General features: G+C 64.3%; 12 protein-coding genes. 11 read left to right on the top strand and 1 reads right to left on the bottom strand.

Annotation, left to right across the window (positions count from 1 at the left end; all coding sequences use genetic code 11):
- The first annotated feature begins 48 nt into the window (after positions 1 to 48).
- The 4 genes from FHS03_RS15250 (at position 49) to FHS03_RS15235 (ending at position 7,942) form a co-directional block, all read left to right on the top strand.
- The gene (locus FHS03_RS15250) at positions 49 to 702 is read left to right on the top strand and encodes a methylamine utilization protein (RefSeq protein WP_183441803.1); all 654 of its coding nucleotides are present in this window, start codon (positions 49 to 51) and stop codon (positions 700 to 702) included.
- Positions 703 to 718: 16 nt separating this feature from the next.
- A complete protein-coding gene (locus tag FHS03_RS15245; RefSeq protein ID WP_183441802.1) occupies positions 719 to 3,139 on the top strand; it encodes a putative bifunctional diguanylate cyclase/phosphodiesterase in 2,421 nt (806 codons plus the stop codon).
- Positions 3,140 to 3,258: 119 nt separating this feature from the next.
- On the top strand, positions 3,259 to 5,454 hold the full coding sequence (locus FHS03_RS15240) for a prolyl oligopeptidase family serine peptidase (RefSeq protein ID WP_183441801.1): 2,196 nt from the start codon (positions 3,259 to 3,261) through the stop codon (positions 5,452 to 5,454).
- 67 nt (positions 5,455 to 5,521) lie between these two features.
- Positions 5,522 to 7,942 carry a zinc-dependent metalloprotease gene (locus FHS03_RS15235; RefSeq protein WP_183441800.1) on the top strand — a complete coding sequence of 807 codons (2,421 nt, stop codon included), beginning with the start codon at positions 5,522 to 5,524 and terminating at the stop codon, positions 7,940 to 7,942.
- Between the two features lie 154 nt (positions 7,943 to 8,096).
- On the opposite strand, the gene FHS03_RS15230 is transcribed toward FHS03_RS15235, so the two are convergent.
- Positions 8,097 to 8,672, bottom strand: coding sequence for a helix-turn-helix domain-containing protein (locus tag FHS03_RS15230; protein WP_183441799.1), 576 nt, complete (start codon positions 8,670 to 8,672; stop codon positions 8,097 to 8,099).
- Between the two features lie 195 nt (positions 8,673 to 8,867).
- On the opposite strand from FHS03_RS15230, the gene kbl reads away from it, so the two are divergent.
- From kbl to FHS03_RS15195, 7 genes are all read left to right on the top strand, one after another.
- Entirely contained in the window at positions 8,868 to 10,073 is a 1,206-nt protein-coding gene (gene kbl, locus FHS03_RS15225; protein ID WP_176349475.1) for a glycine C-acetyltransferase, read from the top strand.
- Positions 10,074 to 10,094: 21 nt separating this feature from the next.
- Positions 10,095 to 11,057, top strand: a complete 963-nt coding sequence (locus FHS03_RS15220; RefSeq protein WP_183441798.1) for an NAD-dependent epimerase/dehydratase family protein — start codon at positions 10,095 to 10,097, stop codon at positions 11,055 to 11,057.
- A gap of 42 nt (positions 11,058 to 11,099) precedes the next feature.
- Positions 11,100 to 12,479 (top strand): L-serine ammonia-lyase, encoded by a 1,380-nt coding sequence (locus FHS03_RS15215; protein ID WP_183441797.1) that lies wholly within the window; start codon positions 11,100 to 11,102, stop codon positions 12,477 to 12,479.
- A gap of 241 nt (positions 12,480 to 12,720) precedes the next feature.
- A complete protein-coding gene (thrC, locus tag FHS03_RS15210; protein ID WP_183441935.1) occupies positions 12,721 to 14,196 on the top strand; it encodes a threonine synthase in 1,476 nt (491 codons plus the stop codon).
- Between the two features lie 3 nt (positions 14,197 to 14,199).
- Positions 14,200 to 15,426: a molybdopterin molybdotransferase MoeA gene (locus tag FHS03_RS15205; protein WP_183441796.1), complete on the top strand. Its 1,227-nt coding sequence runs from the start codon at positions 14,200 to 14,202 to the stop codon at positions 15,424 to 15,426.
- Positions 15,427 to 15,438: 12 nt separating this feature from the next.
- Complete coding sequence (gene moaD / locus FHS03_RS15200) at positions 15,439 to 15,696, top strand: molybdopterin converting factor subunit 1 (protein WP_183441934.1); 258 nt, start codon at positions 15,439 to 15,441, stop codon at positions 15,694 to 15,696.
- 254 nt (positions 15,697 to 15,950) lie between these two features.
- The gene (locus FHS03_RS15195; protein ID WP_183441795.1) at positions 15,951 to 18,857 is read left to right on the top strand and encodes an EAL domain-containing protein; all 2,907 of its coding nucleotides are present in this window, start codon (positions 15,951 to 15,953) and stop codon (positions 18,855 to 18,857) included.
- Positions 18,858 to 18,873: the final 16 nt, after the last annotated feature.

The raw sequence follows: 18,873 nt of genomic DNA, 5'->3' as shown, positions 1-18,873 counted from the left end.
TCGCTGCGATATGCTGGGGCTACAATAGGCTGATAATAAGGAGACCCGATGCCTAAGCCGCATACTCTTCGTCACGCCGCGCCGGTTCTGTTGTGCACTGGCCTGTTCCTGGCTGCCAGCAGCGCAGCCGCCTCCGGCATTACCGTGCAGGTCAGCGACGAGGGCAACAAGCCCTTGGCGGACGTGATCGTGTATGCCGAGGCGGATGGCGGGCAAGCCCCGCCCAAGACCCTGAAGCCGGGCGAGATCAGCCAGAAAGGCTTGAAATTCATCCCCCTGGTCACAGCGGTCCAGAGCGGCAGCAAGATCTTCTTTCCGAATAACGACAAGGTGCGCCACCACATCTATTCCTTCTCGCCGGCGCATAAATTCGACCAGAAGCTGTATTCCGGCACCACCGCCGAGCCGCAGACTTTCGAAAAGGCCGGCACCGTGGTCCTGGGCTGCAATATCCACGACAAGATGCTGGCCTATGTGCGCGTGGTCGATACGCCGTATTTCGCCAAGACCGATGACAGCGGCGTGGTGCGCCTCGATGTCCCGGCCGGCAAGTATGTGCTGAAAGCCTGGCACTACAATGCTGTCAGCGCCCAGCCGGCCGAGCAGGCCGTTGTGGTGAAGGGCGGCGACGCGCTGCTCGGCGCCGTGTTCAAGCTGGCGCTGAAGCCCGCCGCGGCCGACGCGCCGGCCAGCTCGTATTGAAGGGGCGGGGGCCAGCATGCGCTTTCGAAGCCTGGAAAGCCGGATCGCCACGCTCTTCCTGCTGCTGCTGATCGCGGTCCAGGTTACGGGCTTGCTCCTGATCCAGCGCGGCATCGAGAACAATGCGCGCAACGCCGTCACGGCAGAGCTGATCAATGGCAGCAAAGTCTTCAGCCGCGTGCTGGAGCAGAATGCGGAAACCCTGCGTTTCGGCGCCCGTCTGCTGGCGCGCGACACCGCGTTCGTGGCCGCCATCGGCAATAACGAGGAGGATGACCGCGAGACGATCGAGTCGGCGCTGGCCAACCACGGTGGGCGCATCAAGGCCTCGCTGACGATGCTGGTCAATGCCGAGGGCCAGATCAGCGCGTCCACCAGTCCCTATCGGCCGCCCGGATTGGTAAATCTGATCAAGGGCATGCTGGAGCGCGCCGAGCGGGCCGATGGCGCTAGCGGCATCGCCATCATCGAACAGCGCCCTTACCAGGTGGTGGTGATGCCGGTGAAGGCGCCGGTCACCATCGGCTGGGTGGTGATGACCTTCCCCATCGATAAGCAGCAAGCCGGCGTGATGCATGAAATCAGCGCGCTGCAGGCCACCATCATGACGCGCAATGCCGCCGGCAACTGGCTGTCCGTGGATTCCACCTTGCCGCGGCTGGCGGCCGGCAGCTTGGCGGCGCAGATGCAGGCGCGCGGCAAAGAGGCCGGCAACAGCTTCGAAATGGAGATCGGCGGCGCCAGCTACAGCCTGCGCGAGATGGAGATCGGCACCGACGGCGGCCAGCGCGCGGTGGTGGTTCTGGGACGCTCGCTGGACGAGGCCACGGCCGAATATGCGCGCCTGGAACGCTGGCTGCTGGCGCTGACGGCGCTCGGCATCATCGTCTCCGGTGTGGCGGCGGCGCTGACGGCCAAGCGCATCGCCCAGCCTTTGAGCCAGCTGGCGCGCACCGCCAAGCGCCTGGAGCGTGGTGACTACAAGGGCCGCATCGCGGTCGAGCGGCGCGACGAGGTGGGCGCCCTGGCCCAGGCGCTGGACAGCATGCGCGACGGGATCGCCCGCCGCGAGCAGGAAATCCGCCGCCTCGCGTATTGGGATACGCTGACCAGCCTGCCCAACCGCGCCCAGTTCCTGCTGCACCTGAACGAATCGCTGGCGCAGGCGGCAACGCTGGGCAACCAGGTCTGGGTGCTGATGATGGACCTGGACCGCTTCAAGCATGTGAATGATGTGCTGGGCCACCAGTTCGGCGACGCGCTGCTGCGCCAGGTGGCGGAACGCCTGCTGGCGCTGATGGTGCAGCGCGGCCAGAGCTCGGCCCAATTGGCCCGGCTGGGCGGCGACGAATTCGCCATCCTGCTGCCGGGCGCCGACCTGGATCACGCCATCGGCCTGGCGGCGGCAGTGCTACAGGCGCTGGAGACGCCGCTGTCGCTGGACGAGCAGACCGTCGATATCGGCGCCGGCCTGGGCATCGCCGGCTACCCCGAGCATGGGCAGGATGGCGAATCCCTGCTCAGCATGGCCGAAGTGGCGATGTACACGGCCAAGCAGCGCCGCGACGGCGCGGTGGTGTACGACGCCGTGTTCGACCAGAGCAGCGCCAAGAGCCTGTCGCTGCTGACGGAACTGCGCAACGCCGTGGAGCGCGACGAGCTGCGCCTGTTCGTCCAGCCCAAGATCACCCTCGCCAGCGGCGTCGTGAGCGGGGCCGAGGCGCTGGTGCGCTGGGCGCATCCGGAGCGCGGCAATGTCTTCCCCGACCAGTTCATTCCCTTCGCCGAGCAGACCGGCTTTATCCGCGTGCTGACGCGCTGGGTACTGGAGCAGTCGGCCATGCTGAGCCGCCAGTTGGCGCAGCGCGGCGTGCATCTGAAAATCTCGGTCAACCTGTCCACGCGCGACCTGATGGACCAGGATTTGCCGGGCAAATTCGCCGAGATCCTGCACCGCCACCAGGTTTCGCCTGGCGCCTTCTGCCTGGAAATCACCGAAAGCGCCATCATGGACGACCCGGTGCGCGCCCAGCACACGCTGGAGCGCCTGCACGCCATGGGCGCCGACCTCTCGATTGACGATTTCGGCACAGGCTACTCTTCGCTGGCCTATCTGAAACGCTTGCCCGTGGACGAACTGAAGATCGACAAATCCTTCGTCCTCAATATGGAGCAGGACGTGGGCGACGCCAAGATCGTGCGTTCGACCATCGACCTTGGCCACAATATGGGTTTGCGCGTGGTGGCGGAAGGGCTGGAAAGCGAAGCCGTATGGGCACTCTTGAAGCGCATGGGCTGCGACCAGGGCCAGGGCTATTTCATGAGCCGTCCGATCCCGGCCACGGAGCTGGGCGACTGGATCGGCCGCTGGCGCGCGCCGGACAGCGCCGCTGCCGCCAGCCGTGTAGAAGAAAACAGCACAGTTCCTGCCAAATAAAAAGCGTCAAGCGGGCGCTTGGAACATTTCATATTTGTCACAAACCACGATATGATCCTTTGACGCAACCCTGCACGACAGGGCTGCCCTTTCCCCATTCATGACACTACGGAAGAACAATGCAATTTAAACGCGCTTCACTGGTACTCTCGCTGCTCGCCGCCTTCAGCGGCAACGCCCTGGCGCAAACCTGCCCGGCCGGCAACCCTCTGAGCTACCCAGTCACGAAAAAAGTGGACCAGCAGGATAACTATCACGGCACCACCGTGGCCGACCCTTATCGTTGGCTGGAAGACGCCAACAGTGCCGAAACCAAGGCCTGGGTGGAAGAGCAGAATAAGCTGACCCAAGGCTACCTGCAGCAGATCCCGAACCGTGAAGCGATCAAGCAGCGTTTGACCAAGCTGTGGAATTATGAGCGTTTCAGCACGCCGTTCCGTGAAGGCGGCCGCTATTTCTATAGCCGTAACGACGGCCTGCAAAACCAGTCCGTGCTGTACACCATGAAATCCTTGAACGACAAGCCGCGCGTGCTGCTCGACCCGAACACCCTGTCGTCCGACGGCACGGTGGCGCTGGCCGATATCTCGGTCGGCCCGAACGGCAAGTTCATGGCCTACAGCACCGCCGCTTCCGGCTCCGACTGGAACGAGATCAAGGTGCGCAATATCGATACCGGCGTCGATACCGAAGACCATATCAAGTGGGTGAAATTCTCCAATACCGCCTGGGCCCACGACGGTTCCGGCTTCTATTACAGCCGCTACGACGAGCCGAGCGAAGCCGCCAAGCTGGCCGGCGTGAACTACTTCCAGAAGCTGTACTTCCACAAACTGGGCACGCCGCAAAGCGCCGACCAGCTGGTGTACGACCGTCCCGACCAGAAAGAGTGGGGCTTCGGCGCCCATGTGAGCGACGATGGCCGCTACCTCATCATCGCCAACCGCCAGGGCACCGAGCGCAAGAACCGCATCTTCTACAAGGATCTGGGCAAGAAGGACAGCAAGGTTGTCGGCCTGCTGGAGAACTTCGACGCGGCGTATAACTTCATCGACAACGACGGTCCGATTTTCTACTTCTCCACCGACAAGAACGCGCCGAAATCGCGTGTGATCGCCATCGATATCCGCAAGCCGGCCCCGGACCAATGGAAAGAGCTGGTGCCGGAAAGCGCCCAGACCCTGGTCTCGGCCAATATCGTCAACAAACAGCTGGTGTTGAACTACCTGACCGACGCGCACAGCGCCGTCAAGGTGTTCGACCTGCGCGGCAAGCTGGTACGCGAGCTGGCGCTGCCCGGCATTGGTTCGGCTTCAGGCTTTGGCGGCAAGCGTAACGACAGCGAAACCTTCTACTCCTTCACCAGCTTCACCACGCCGACCACCGTCTACCGCTACGACGCGAAGAGCGGCAAGAGCAGCGTATACCGCCAGCCGAAGGTCGATTTCGACCCGAGCGCCTTTGAAACGCGCCAGGAATTCTTCACCAGCCGCGACGGCACCAAGGTGCCGATGTTCATCGTGTCCAAGAAGGGCATGAAGCTGGACGGCAGCAACCCGACCTATCTGTACGGCTACGGCGGCTTCAATGTCGCGCTGACCCCATCCTTCTCCGTCGCCAACCTGGCCTGGGTGGAAATGGGTGGCGTGTACGTGATGGCCAATCTGCGCGGCGGCGGCGAGTACGGCGAAGCCTGGCACAAGGCTGGCACCAAGCTGCAGAAGCAGAACGTGTTCGACGACTTCATCGGCGCTGCCGAGCACCTGATCGCCACCAAGGTCACCTCGCCAGCCAAGCTGTCGATCGGCGGCGGCAGCAACGGCGGCCTGCTGGTCGGCGCCACCATGACCCAGCGTCCCGACCTGTTCGCGGCGGCCATCCCTGCCGTGGGCGTGCTCGACATGCTGCGCTTCCACAAATTCACCATCGGCTGGGCCTGGACTTCGGACTATGGTTCGTCCGACAACGCCGACGAATTCAAGGCCCTGGTCAAATACTCGCCGCTGCATAACCTGAAGGCGGGCGGCTGCTATCCGGCCACCATGGTGATGACGGCCGACCATGACGACCGCGTGGTGCCGGCGCACAGCTTCAAGTTCGCCGCCGCCGCCCAGGCAGCCCAGGGCGGCCCGGCGCCGGTTCTGATCCGCATCGAAACCAAGGCAGGCCACGGCGCCGGCAAACCGACCTCGAAACAGATCGAGGAAGTGGCCGACCGCTGGGGCTTCCTGGGCCGCGCCCTGGGCATGACCCCGGCCGCCGATGTTGCGGTGCAGCCGAAAGCGGCGGGCGCACCGGTCAGCGGCGCCAAATAAGGCCACGCTGACAGCGACACAACGCGCCCTTCGGGGCGCGTTTTTTCTTACTCCTTTCCGCATGCCGATGAAGCCGACCGAAACCATTCTTGCCCTTTCCCTGCTGGCGCTTGCGCCAGGCGCATGGGCTGTCGATGCGCCGCGCACGCTGGCCGAACAAACCCGGGCCTTGCAGGCGCAGCCCGGCTTCATCGATCTTTGGCGCGACGAAGAAAAGGGCAGGGTGCTGCTGTCCGTGGCGGCGCTGGACCAGCCCTTCCTGATGCTGTCCTCGCTGCCTTACGCGCTGGGTTCCAACGATGTGGGTCTGGATCGCGGCCAGCCGGGCGAGATGAAATTGGTGCGTTTTCAGAAGCATGGAATGCGCATCTTCCTGGTGCAGGAGAATACGCGCTACGTCGCGCGCTCCGCCGATGCCGACGAGCGCAACGCCGTGGCCGAATCCTTTGCCGCCGCGGTGCTGTGGTCGGGCGACATCCTCGCCAGCGAGAATGGACGCTATCTGATCGACTTCTCCAGCTTCCTGCTGGCCGACCAGCATGGCGTGGCCCAGCGTCTCGGCGACAGCAAGCAGGGCGCGTACAAGGTCGACGAAAAGCGCAGTGCCGTTTTGCCTGCGCTGGCAAAAGCCTTTCCCGACAATGTGGAGCTGGAAGCACTGCTGACTTTCTCGGGCGCGGGGCAGGGCGAATATGTGCGCCAGGTGGCGGCCGATCCGGCCAGCCTGTCGCTGCGCCAGCACATCAGCATGGTGCGGCTGCCGGACCAGGGCTACAAGGCACGCGCCTTCCATCCCGCCTCGGGCGGTTTCGATACCGGCTACTACGATTTCGCCGCACCGCTGGCCAGCAGCCTCGATGTGCGCTGGCAGTTGCGGCACCGGCTCGAAAAGACCGTGCCGGGCGCCGCGCCCAGCGCCGTGAAAAAGCCCATCGTCTATTACCTCGACCGGGGCGCGCCGGAGCCGGTGCGTTCCGCCCTGCTGGAAGGCGCGCGCTGGTGGTCCAGCGCCTTTGAAAAGGCCGGCTTCAAGGACGCATTCCGCGTCGAACTGCTGCCGGAAGGCGCGGACGCGATGGATGTGCGCTACAACGTCATCAGCTGGGTGCACCGCGCCACGCGCGGCTGGTCCTACGGCAATGCGCTGGCCGACCCGCGCACCGGAGAAATCATCCGCGGCGCCGTCACGCTCGGATCGCAGCGCGTGCGGCAGGACATCCTGATCGCCGAAAGCCTGCTCGCGCCCTACGGCAAAGCCGGCAATCCCGAATTGCAGAAGATGGCCGAGCAGATGGCCCTGGCGCGCCTGCGCCAGCTGGCCGCGCATGAAGTCGGCCACACCCTGGGCTTCTCGCACAACTTCGCCGCCAGCCGGCAAGGCAATGGTTCGGTGATGGACTACCCCCATCCCGTGCTCAAGCTCGAAACGGATGGCCGCATCGGCCTGCAGGAAGCCTACAGCGCCGGTGTCGGTCCCTGGGACGACTACATCGTGCAGCACATCTACGGCGAATTGACGGACGATGAACTGGCGCAGCTGCGCGCCCGGGCCAATGCGGCCGGCATGCAATACGTCAGCGACAGCGACGCGCGCACGCCCGGCGCCAGCCATCCGAATGGATTGCTGTGGGACTTCGGCCCCGACTCGCTGAAAACCTGGGACCAGCTGGGCGCCATCCGCCGCCAAGCCTTGCAGCGCTTCTCGCTCGACGTGCTGCCCAACGAACGCCAGACCGGCGAAATCGAAGCGCGCCTGGTTCCCGTCTATCTGCTGCAGCGCTACCAGGCCGAAGCCCTGGCCCGCCTGATCGGCGGCGGCGAATTCGACTACAGCACCAGCGGCGACGTCAAAGCCGGCCGCGCCCGGAGCGGCGTGCGCGCCGTACCAGCCGCCAGCCAGCGCCAGGCGCTAGCCAGGCTCGCCGACACCTTGAGCGCTGAATACCTCGCCCTGCCGCCCAAGGTGCTGGACCTGCTGACGCCACCAGCCACCGGCTACGAACGCAATAAGGAATATTTCGAAACCCGCATGAACAGCGTCTTCGACGCCTTGTCGGCGGTGGAAGCGGGCGCCGCCCACACGGCCGGCTTCCTGTTCGACGCCGGCCGCGTCAACCGCCTGTACTGGCAGCACGCCCGCGATCCCGGCCAGCCCGGCATCGCCGATTTGATGACCCAAGTCCTGCAGCGCACCTGGAAACGCCCGGCCGCGCCGCCGACCCAGGCCGGCAGCGAAGCCGTGCAACTCAGCGCCAACTGGGTCGTCCTCGACGCGCTGCTGCGGCTGCTGAACGGCAACCAGCTGCACGCCGCCGCCGAAGCCGAGCTGCGCCAGCAAAGCGCCGACCTCGCCGCCTGGTTGAAGAAAGCCCCAAGCAGCGACGCCAGCCGCCAACAAGCCGCCAGCCACATCCAGCGCTACCTCGCCGACCCGCGCAGCGTCAAACTGCGTCCCGCCCCGCCGATTCCCCCCGGCGCCCCCATCTAAGCCCCCCGGCTTTGCGCCAAATCAAAAAATGTCCCACCCTGGTGTCAGGCACGAAGGTCAGACATTTACTGATCTAAATCAAAGAATGTCCCACCCTGGTGCCTGACACCAGGGTGGGACATTTTTTGTTTTAGATCAAACTGGGGTGGCGGGTTTAGCGGTGGATGACGACGAGCAGGGCTTTGGCTTCGGTTTTGCCGAGGTTGCGGATGGCGTGCTGCTGGTCGGCGGGATAGCGGGCGGTGCTGCCGAGCTTGATCTTTTTCTTGGCACTGCCGACTTCCAGCTCCATGCTGCCGTGCAGCAGGGTCAGGTGTTCGTGGGTGCCGGGGTCGTGCGCCTGGGAGGCCAGTTCGCCGCCCGGGGCCAGGGTCAGCTCGTACCATTCGTATTTGCCGGCTAGTTCCATCGGGCCGAGGATGCGCAGTATGTAGCCGGCATGCGCGCCGGGCAGGGTTGGCGTTTCGTGGGCGTCCAGCACCCTGATTGTTTCGACATTCTTTTCGACGTCGGCCAGCAGCTCGCCGATGGCGACACCGAGGGCGTTGGCCAGGCGCCAGGTGATGGCGATGGTCGGATTGGCTTTCTCGCGTTCGATCTGCGACAGCATGGATTTGGAGACGCCGGCGATGCGCGACAGGTCTTCCAGCGTCAAACCGCGCGCCAGGCGCAGTCGTTGCAGGGCGGCGCCCACCTCGGGCGGGGCATTGGTCGAAACAGATGGCTTCATGGAGGAAAGATCGCTTGCAAAGTTCAATATGCTTATGTAGTATTCAGTATATTGAATCTGTGTTCAAAATAATGGAATTCGGAAGCGATAGAGGAAAGAGAGTAGACTTTCATATCGGTTTCAGCTTCAGTCACGGTACAACATAGGCAACAGCCGGTCAAGCGGCGGCCTTCACCATCTATATAGAGGAAGATCATGAGCGAGCAAGCGAAAAATGCGTTTTACGGCGGCCTGCAACAGAACCTGGAAAAACTGCGCGAGCAGGGTCTGTACAAGCCGGAGCGCGTGCTTGCCTCCCGCCAGGGTTCCGAAGTGCAGGGTGAAGACGGCCGCACCCTGATCAATATGTGCGCCAACAACTACCTCGGCCTGTCCGGCCAGGAGTGGGTGGCGCAGGCGTCCATCGACGCCACCGAAAAATACGGCTATGGCCTGTCCTCGGTGCGCTTCATCTGCGGCACCCAGACCGTGCACAAGCAACTGGAGCAGGCGATCTCGAAATTCCTCGGCACCGAAGACACCATCCTCTACGCCGCCGCCTTCGACGCCAACGGCGGCGTGTTCGAGCCGCTGTTCGACGAGAACGACGCCATCATCTCCGACGCCCTGAACCACGCCTCCATCATCGACGGCATCCGCCTGTGCAAGGCCGCGCGCTTCCGCTACGCCCACAACGATATGGCCGACCTGGAAGCCCAATTGAAAGCCGCCGCCGACAAGCGCCACAAGATCATCGTCACCGATGGCGTGTTCTCGATGGACGGCACCATCGCCCAGCTGGACAAGATCGTGGCCCTGGCCGAGCAGTACGGCGCCCTGGTGATGATCGATGAATGCCACGCCTCCGGCTTCATGGGCAAGACCGGCCGCGGCACCCACGAGCACCACAATGTGCTGGGCAAGATCGACATCATCACCGGCACCCTGGGCAAAGCCCTGGGCGGCGCGATGGGCGGCTTCACCTCCGGCCGCAAGGAAGTGATCGACACGCTGCGCCAGAAATCGCGTCCTTATCTGTTCTCCAACACCTTGGCGCCGTCGATTGCCGGTGCTTCGCTGGAAGTGCTGAAGCGCCTGTCCGAATCGACCGAGCTGCGCGACCGCCTGCATGAAAACACCGCCTACTTCCGCAAGGAGATCGAGCGCATCGGCTTCACCATCAAGCCCGGCACCCACCCGGTCGTGCCCGTGATGCTGTTCGATGCGCCGGTGGCCCAGAAGTTTGCGGCACGAATGTATGAGCTGGGCGTTCTGCTCAGCGGCTTCTTCTACCCGGTGGTGCCGATGGGGCAGGCGCGCGTGCGCGTTCAGCTCTCCGCCGCGCACACCCGTGAGCAGCTCGACAAGGTGCTCGCCGCATTCGAACAGGCAGGCCGTGAACTCGGCATTTTGAAGAATTAATTGGATTCAGGAAGAACAGCAATGGAACGTATCTTAGTCATCGGCGCCAACGGTCAAATTGGCAGCGAACTGGTGGAAGCGCTGGCCAAACAGCATGGCGCGCAAAATGTGATCGCCACCGATATCAGCCCGAAAAACCTGTACAACGCCGCCAACTACCAGGTGCTGGACGTGATGAACCGCGCCGCCTTGGCTCAGTTGGTGGCCGACGAGAACATCACCCAGGTATACCAGCTGGCGGCGATGCTGTCGGCCACCGGCGAAGCGGCCCCGCTGAAAGCCTGGTCGCTGAACATGGATGGCCTGCTCAATATCCTCGAAGTGGCGCGCGAGCGCGGCGAGGCAGGCAAGCCGCTGCGCCTGTTCTGGCCTTCGTCGATCGCCGCCTTTGGCCCGAACACCCCAGCCGACAACACCCCGCAGATGACGGTGATGGACCCGACCACCATCTACGGCATCAGCAAGCTGGCCGGCGAGCGCCTGTGCGAGTACTACTTCCTGAAATACGGCGTGGACGTGCGCAGCATCCGCTACCCCGGCATCATCAGCTTCAAATCGCCTCCCGGCGGCGGCACCACTGATTACGCCATCGCCATCTTCCACTCGGCGCTGCGCGGCGAGCGCTATGAATGCTTCCTCGGCCCGCAAACCTCGCTGCCGATGATCTATATGCCCGACGCCATCCGCGCCACTATCGAATTGATGGATGCGCCGGCCTCGCAAATCAAGGTCCGTTCGTCCTATAATGTCGCCGGCGTATCGTTCAACCCGGAACAGCTGGCCGCTGCCATCAGCGCCAAGCTGCCCGAGTTCAAGATCAGCTACAAACCGGATAGCCGCCAGGCCATCGCCGACACCTGGCCGAAAAGCCTGGACGATGCGACCGCCACGGCCGACTGGGGCTGGAAAGCAAGCATCGGCATCGAAGAAATGGTCAAGGACATGCTGGCCAATATCGATGTCAGCTTAAGCAAGGCCGCATAAATAAAGCGGCGCGACATCAACATCACTATAAAGAGACATCCGATGGATATGAGTGTTTTCGATCTGTTCAAAATTGGCATTGGCCCATCCAGTTCCCACACCGTGGGACCGATGGTGGCGGCGCGCCGTTTCCTGATCGAAGCCGGTCCATTGGATGATGTGGTGGCGGTGGAATCCGCGCTGTATGGCTCGCTGGCCCTGACCGGCGTCGGCCACGGCACTGACAAGGCCGTGATCCTCGGCCTGATGGGCGAGACCCCGCAGGACATCAATCCCGACCTGGTCGACGCCAAGCTGGCCGAGGTCGAAGAGCGTAAGGAAATCAAGCTGCTGGGCGCGAAGGCCGTGCCTTTCACCGCCGCCACGGGCCTGATTTTCCACATGAACGAAACCTTGCCCGAGCATCCAAACGGCATGAGCTTCACGCTCAAGCGCGCCGACGGCAGCACCGTGCATAAGGTGTTTTACTCCGTCGGCGGCGGCTTTATCCGCGCCGAAGGCGAGAGCGCCGCGACCGACAAAGGTCCGGCCGCCGCCATTCCCTATCCCTTCGACACCATGGCCGATCTGCTGGCCCATGGCGAAGCAAGCGGCAAGACCATCCCGCAAATGCTGCGCGCGAACGAGCTGGCCAAGATCGACGAGGCCAAGCTGGATGCGGGCCTGGACCGCATCTGGCACGTCATGCGCGGCTGCATCGCGCACGGCCTGGAAACGGCCGGCCAACTGCCGGGCGGTCTGAAGGTAAAACGCCGCGCCGCCGATCTGTGGCGCCAAGCCAAGGGCGGCGACCGCGCCAACGATCTGCCGCATGATGCGCTGAACGGCGTCAGCCTGTACGCCATGGCCGTCAATGAAGAAAACGCCGCCGGTGGTCGCGTGGTGACCGCCCCGACCAATGGCGCGGCCGGCATCATTCCCGCCGTGCTCAAATACTACGCCGAAGACTGCAAGCCGCTCGACCCTGTGACCGGCGTGCGCAATTTCCTGCTGACGGCCGCCGCGATTGGCATGCTGTGCAAGCGCAATGCCTCCATCTCGGGCGCCGAAGTCGGCTGCCAGGGCGAAGTCGGCGTCGCCTGCGCCATGGCCGCCGCCGGCCTGGTGGCCGCGCTGGGCGGCAGCAACGCCCAGATCGAAAACGCCGCCGAAATCGGCATCGAACATCATCTCGGCATGACCTGCGACCCGATCGGCGGCCTGGTGCAGATCCCCTGCATCGAGCGCAACGGCATGGGCGCCGTCAAAGCCATCACCGCCGCCTCGCTCTCGCTGAAAGGCGACGGCACCCACTTCGTCAGCCTCGACGAAGTGATCGAAACCATGCGCCAGACCGGCGCCGACATGCAGGCCAAATACAAAGAAACCTCGCTTGGCGGCCTCGCCATCCACGTCGTCACCGTCAACCACGCCGCCTGCTGACCCCGCCTCCCGCGTTTGCGCCAAATCAAACAATGTCCCACCCTGGTGTCAGGCACCAGAGCAGGACATTCTTTGATCTAGATCAGTAAATGTCCTACCCCAGTGCCTGACACCAGGGTGGGACATTTGTTGAGGAAGATCAAAGCCGCAGAAAATTGCGGGAATTGACTGAATTTACATAGAAACTCCGGGCGCACTATAATAGGTGTCCGATCGCAACGCTCAATGGGTTTCCTTGTCTATGCATTACGTGTCCACCCGGGCCGCTTCGCCGGCCGCTTCGCAGTCTCCTCACTCCTTTTCCGATATCCTGCTGGGCGGCCTGGCTGCCGATGGCGGTTTGTTCTTGCCGGCTGAGTATCCGCAGGTGACTGGCGCTGAGCTGGATGCTTGGCGTAAATTGTCCTATGCAGACTTGGCGTTTGAGATTCTGCGCAAGTTTGCGACCGATATTCCAGAAGCCGATCTGCGCGCGCTGGCGGCCAAGACTTATACGCCCGAGGTGTACCGCAACGCGCGCCACGACGAGAGCGCGCTCGCCATTACGCCGCTGCGCGTGCTGGAAGACAGCAATGGCAAGAAGCTGGTGCTGCAGGCGCTGTCCAACGGCCCGACCCTGGCGTTCAAGGATATGGCCATGCAGCTGCTGGGCAATCTGTTCGAGTACGCGCTGGCCAAGCAGGATGCGCAGTTGAATATCTTCGGCGCGACGTCGGGCGATACCGGCAGCGCCGCCGAGTACGCGATGCGCGGCAAGAAGGGCATCCGTGTCTTCATGCTGTCGCCGCACAAGAAGATGAGCGCTTTCCAGACCGCGCAGATGTTCAGCCTTCAAGATCCGAATATCTTCAATATCGCCGTGGAAGGCGTGTTCGACGATTGCCAGGATATGGTGAAAGCCGTGTCGAATGACCTGGAATTCAAGGCCAGGCAAAAAATCGGCACCGTCAATTCGATCAACTGGGCGCGCGTGGTGGCCCAGGTGGTGTACTACTTCCGCGGCTATCTGGCGGCTACCACCAGCAATGAGCAAAAGGTGTCCTTCACCGTCCCGTCGGGGAACTTCGGCAATATCTGCGCCGGCCATATCGCGCGCATGATGGGCCTTCCCATCGACAAGCTGGTGGCGGCAACCAATGAAAACGATGTGCTCGACGAATTCTTCCGCACCGGTGTGTATCGCGTGCGCAAATCGTCGGAAACTTACCACACCAGCAGCCCGTCGATGGATATCTCGAAGGCGTCGAATTTCGAGCGCTTCGTCTACGATCTGGTGGGCCGCGACGCGGCGCGCACCCGCGCCCTGTTCCAGAAGGTGGAAACCCATGGCGGCTTCGACCTGTCGGGCAAGCCGGGCAGCGATGGCGACGAATTCAAACTGGTGGCAAACTACGGCTTCAAGTCCGGCAAATCCACCCACGAGGACCGTCTGGCGACCATCCGCGACGTGGCCGACGATTACGGCATCGTGATCGATACCCACACCGCCGACGGCATCAAGGTCGCCCGCGAGCAGGTGGAAGAGGGCGTGCCGATGATCGTTCTGGAGACGGCGTTGGCGGCCAAGTTCAATGAAACCATTCTGGACGCGCTGGGCGAGGATGCCGAGCGCCCCGCCGGCTTCGAGAATATCGAAGCGCTGCCGCAGCGCTTCGTGGTGATGCCGGCCGATGTGGAGAAGATGAAGGCGTATATCGCCGCCAACACGGGACTGTAAACCATGAATGCTTTCCAGCCGCAGCCGATGCTGTCTGCCCGCGAGGCGCTGGACTTCCTGCTGGGTGCGGCGCGCCCGGTGGAAGAGGTGGAAACCCTGCCCACGCTGGCCGCCAATGGCCGCGTGCTGGCCAAGTCCCAGGTCTCGGGCATGAATGTGCCGGGCCAGGACAATACCCAGATGGATGGCTATGCGGTGCGTTCGGCCGACTGCGCCAGCGGCGCGGCCACGCTGACCGTGTCGCAGCGCATCCCGGCCGGCCATGTGGGCCAGCCCCTGCTGCCCGGCACGGCGGCGCGCATCTTCACCGGCGCCCTGATCCCGGAAGGGGCGGACGCCGTGGTGATGCAGGAGCAGTGCGAGCTGCATGAAAAAATCGTCACCATCCGCCATGCGCCGCGTCCCGGCGAGTGGATACGCCGCGCCGGCGAGGACATCACCCATGGCAGCGTGATCCTGCCGGCGGGCACCCGCTTGCGCAGCCAGGAGCTGGGCCTGGCCGCTTCGGTTGGCCTGGCCGAGCTGCCGGTGCGCCGCAGGCTGCGCGTGGCCGTCTTCTTTACCGGCGACGAACTGGCCATGCCGGGCGAGCCGCTGGCCCCGGGCGCCATTTACAATTCCAACCGCTTCACCCTGCGCGCCTTGCTGGAAAACCTGGGTTGCGAAATCGTCGACCTGGGCATCGTGCCGGACACCCTGGCCGCCACGCGCAACGTGCTGCGCCAGGCCGCGCAAGGCAATGACCTGATCATCACCTCGGGCGGCGTGTCGGTGGGCGAGGAAGACCATATCCGTCCGGCCGTGGAGGCGGAAGGGCGCTTGAACCTGTGGCAAATCGCCATCAAGCCGGGCAAGCCGCTGGCTTTCGGCGAGGTGGGACGCAGCTTCTTTATCGGCCTGCCGGGCAATCCGGTTTCCAGCCTGATCACCTTCATGCTGTTCGTGCGGCCCTTCGTGCTGCGCCTGCAGGGCGTCGGCGATCCGGCCGCGCTGGCGCCGCGCGTCTACAGCCTGCGCGCCGATTTCGACTTGCCCAAGGCCGACCGCCGCAACGAATTCCTGCGCGCGCGTCTGAACCGCGAGGGCGGGCTCGATCTGTTCCCGAACCAGGGTTCGGGCGTGCTGACCTCCACCGTCTGGGCCGATGGCGTGATCGATAATCCGCCCGGCAATCTGATACGCGCCGGCGACCAGGTGCGTTTCATTCCATTTAATGAACTGCTGTATTAATAGGATGTTGAAATAATGATTACGCTGCGTTTCTTTGCCAGCGTGCGCGAAAGCCTTGGCACCTCTTCCGAAACCATCGTTCTGCCGGCCGGCGTGGACACGGTGGGCGCGCTGCGCGCCCATCTGGTGCGGCGCGGCGGCGCCTGGGAACAGGCCCTGGCCGAAGGGCGCGCCCTGCGCATGGCCTGCAACCAGGTGATGGCCCAGCCATCGACCGCGATTGCCGATGGCTGCGAAGTGGCTTTCTTCCCGCCCGTGACCGGCGGTTGAGCGCCTGCCTGGGTTCGTATTGCGCGATCGCAACATTCGCCTTGATTTTGGGCAAATAAATGCAAGACGGCGGGGCACGCGGGCTATACTGAGTTGGTGATGCCTTTGGTGGTCTTCCCGGCCGCCAGCTTCCATGGCCTAATCCGTGCCGGAAGACCACGCATCCCCTTTCTCCCGTCGCCCATTCCTCGCGGCTCCCTTGTTTGATGCATATGGCTGGAAGCGCTTTTGCCGCTTTCCCGCGAGGAGTGAGCATGTTTGCCTTTATCGACAGGCTGGGATTGCGCCTCAAGCTGGCACTGGGTTTCGGCACGGTCATCGTCCTGATGTGCCTGGGCGATATGACGCTGATGTTCGGCCACGAGCGCGCGCTGGCGGCGGTGGACCATTACTTCGACAGCGAAGACCGCATGGCCGACCTTAGTTCGAACAGCCTGATGGCGCTGGAGCGGGCGCGCCGCTTCAAGAAGGATTTTCTGCTGGAGGCGCGCGTGCTGCCCGTCGGCGAAGCCAAGACGCGCTACAGCGCCCTGGTCGGCAAGGAGCTGAAGGTGGTGCGCTCCAGCATGGCCGAGATTCGCCGCCTGAAACAGGGCGGGGCGGTGGAGCGCGAAGTGCGCGCGGTGGAAGCGGCACTGGGCTTGTATGAGGACAGTTTCCAGCGCCTGGCCGCGCAGTATGAGCTGCTCGGCAACCGCGAGCAGGGACAGGAGGCGGCCTTCCGCGGCAGCGGCCAGGAGCTGGAGCGCATGCTGATGCTGCTGCAGGCCGAAGCGCCGCGCAAGGCATTTTTGTCCATGCAAAGCCAGGAAGTGGCTTTTGCCGTGCATGGCGAGCAGGCCAGCGCGAGCACCTTGCTGCAAAGAGGCGAGGCCTTGCAGGCCGTGCTTGCGCAAACGGCGCTGGCGCCGGCGCAGAAGCTGGCCGCGCAGCAGCTGCTGGAACGCCATCTGGCCGCATTCCGCGGCTATCAGAATACGCTGGCTGAAATCGGCCAGGCATCGACCGCCTACAACGAAGCCGTGCGGCGCATCGAACCGGCCTTGCTGGCGCTGCGGGCGCAGGCCGACCAGGCCTTGCAGGAGACGCGCAGCTCGGTGCGCAAGGCGAATAGCAGCGTAAGCGCCATCATCCTGGTTGGCGGCGCCGCTTCCATGCTGATTGGCCTGTACATTGCCCGCCTGTTGATGCGCAATATCGAAAGATCAGCCGCCGCCGGCGTGCGCTTTGCGCGCCAGCTGGCCGCCGGTGATTGGAGCGTGCGCCTGCCGCAAGGCGGCACGCGCGAATTTGCCGAGCTGTCGGTTTCGCTCAACGCCATGGCCGACAATCTGCAGCAGGCCTACCTGCGCGAGCAAGGCCGGACGGCGGAGCTGATTGGCCTGAACCGCACCCTGCGCCTGCGCTCGCGCTGCAACGAGGCGATGGTGAGGGTGAACGATGAAGCGCAATTGCTGGACCTGATCTGCGCCCATATGGTCGGCGAGGGCGGCTATCCCTTGGTGTGGGTGGGCATGCAAAACAGCGCCGGCGCGGTGGCCGTGGCGGCCCAGGCGGGCGCTGCGCCGGGGACCGAACTGCCGGGCCGACGGCAGGTGGCGCTGGCGCTGGCGGGACTCCGCCCGGCGGGCGACGGCGCGGCGGAATCCGCCAACTGCCTGGTGCTGCCGCTGAAGTGCCGCGGCGAGCTGCTGGGCGCCATCTGCATCGTGGCGCCGCAGGCCGGGGCCTTCGACGATGCCGAAATCGGCCTGCTGCGCGAACTGGTGGACGATGTGGCTTTCGGCATGTACAGCCTGCGCGAAGAGCAGCGCCGCCAGCGCGCCGAGCAGGAATTGGCCTACCAGGCCAATCATGACGCCCTGACCGGGCTGGCTAACCGCAATCTGTTCAACGACCGTCTGCGCCAGGGCGCCGCCCTGGCCGAGCGCATGGGCCGCCAACTGGCGGTGCTGGCGATCGGCCTGGAACGCTACCGCCAGGTCAAGGACAGCCTGGGCCACGATGCCGGCAACGCCTTGCTGCAGCATGCGGCCCAGCAGTTGTCGGCCGAGTTGCGCGATGGCGACACGCTGGCGCGGCTGGCGGGCGACGAGTTCGTGGTGGTGCTGGGCGACCTGGAAACGGGAGAGCAGGCGCGCGCCGCGGCGGCCCGCCTGCTGCGCGCGGTGCAGGCGCCCTTTGTCTGGGCCGGCGCGGCGGTGGCGAGCAGTGCCAGCGTTGGCATCAGCCTGTATCCGCAGGATGGCATGGACGCCGCCAGCCTGCTGTGCAGCGCCAACGCGGCCATGGCCAGCGCCCAGGCCATGGGCGGCAACCGCTTCCGCTTCTATGCGCCGGAAATGAACGAGCGCGCCATGCAGCTGTTCACCCTGGAATCCGACCTGGCGCGCGCCATCGAACAGGGTGAGTTATGCTTGCACTACCAGCCGCGCGTGAACCTGGAAAGCGGCGCGGTGCGCAGCGCCGAAGCGCTGGTGCGCTGGCGCCATCCGCAGCGCGGCATGGTGCCGCCGGGCGACTTCATTGCGCTGGCGGAGAATTCGGGTCTGATCGTGCCGCTCGGCGCCTGGGTGATCCGCGAGGTGTGCCGCCAGCAGCGCGCCTGGATCGACGCCGGCCTGCAAACGGCCGTGGTGGCGGTGAATCTGTCGCCGCGCCAGTTCCAGGACGAGCATCTGGTGGACGAGATCCGGCGCGCGCTGTCCGATCACGGGCTCGATGCCGCCTGCATTGAAATGGAAATCACCGAATCGACCGTGATGGACAATGCGGCCGAAGCGGGCTGCAAACTCAACGCGCTCAAGTCGCTCGGCATCAGTCTGTCGCTGGATGATTTCGGCACCGGCCATTCCTCGCTGAGCCGCCTGCGCCATCTGCCCATCGACCACCTGAAGATCGACCAGGCTTTCGTGCGCCATCTGTGCAGCAACGCGGCCGATGCGGCGATCTGCAAGGCCATTGTCGACCTGGCGCATAATCTGCAACTGAGCGTGATCGCCGAAGGCGTGGAAGACGCGGCGCAGGCTGCCGCCTTGCGTTCGTGGGGCTGCGACGATGTGCAGGGCTTCCACTTCGCGCGCCCCATGCCGCCCGAGGAATTTGCGCGTATGCTGGCGCCGGAGGGGCAGCTTGCAGGGCTGCTGCCGCTGGCCGCCTGAACCTGGGCTTGGCCGG

This window comes from Pseudoduganella violacea, from assembly GCF_014191875.1.
GTDB classification, from domain to species: Bacteria; Pseudomonadota; Gammaproteobacteria; order Burkholderiales; family Burkholderiaceae_D; genus Rugamonas; species Rugamonas violacea_A.
Note: the sequence above shows the minus strand (reverse complement) of the source record. Positions and strands in the feature narration are given on the sequence as shown.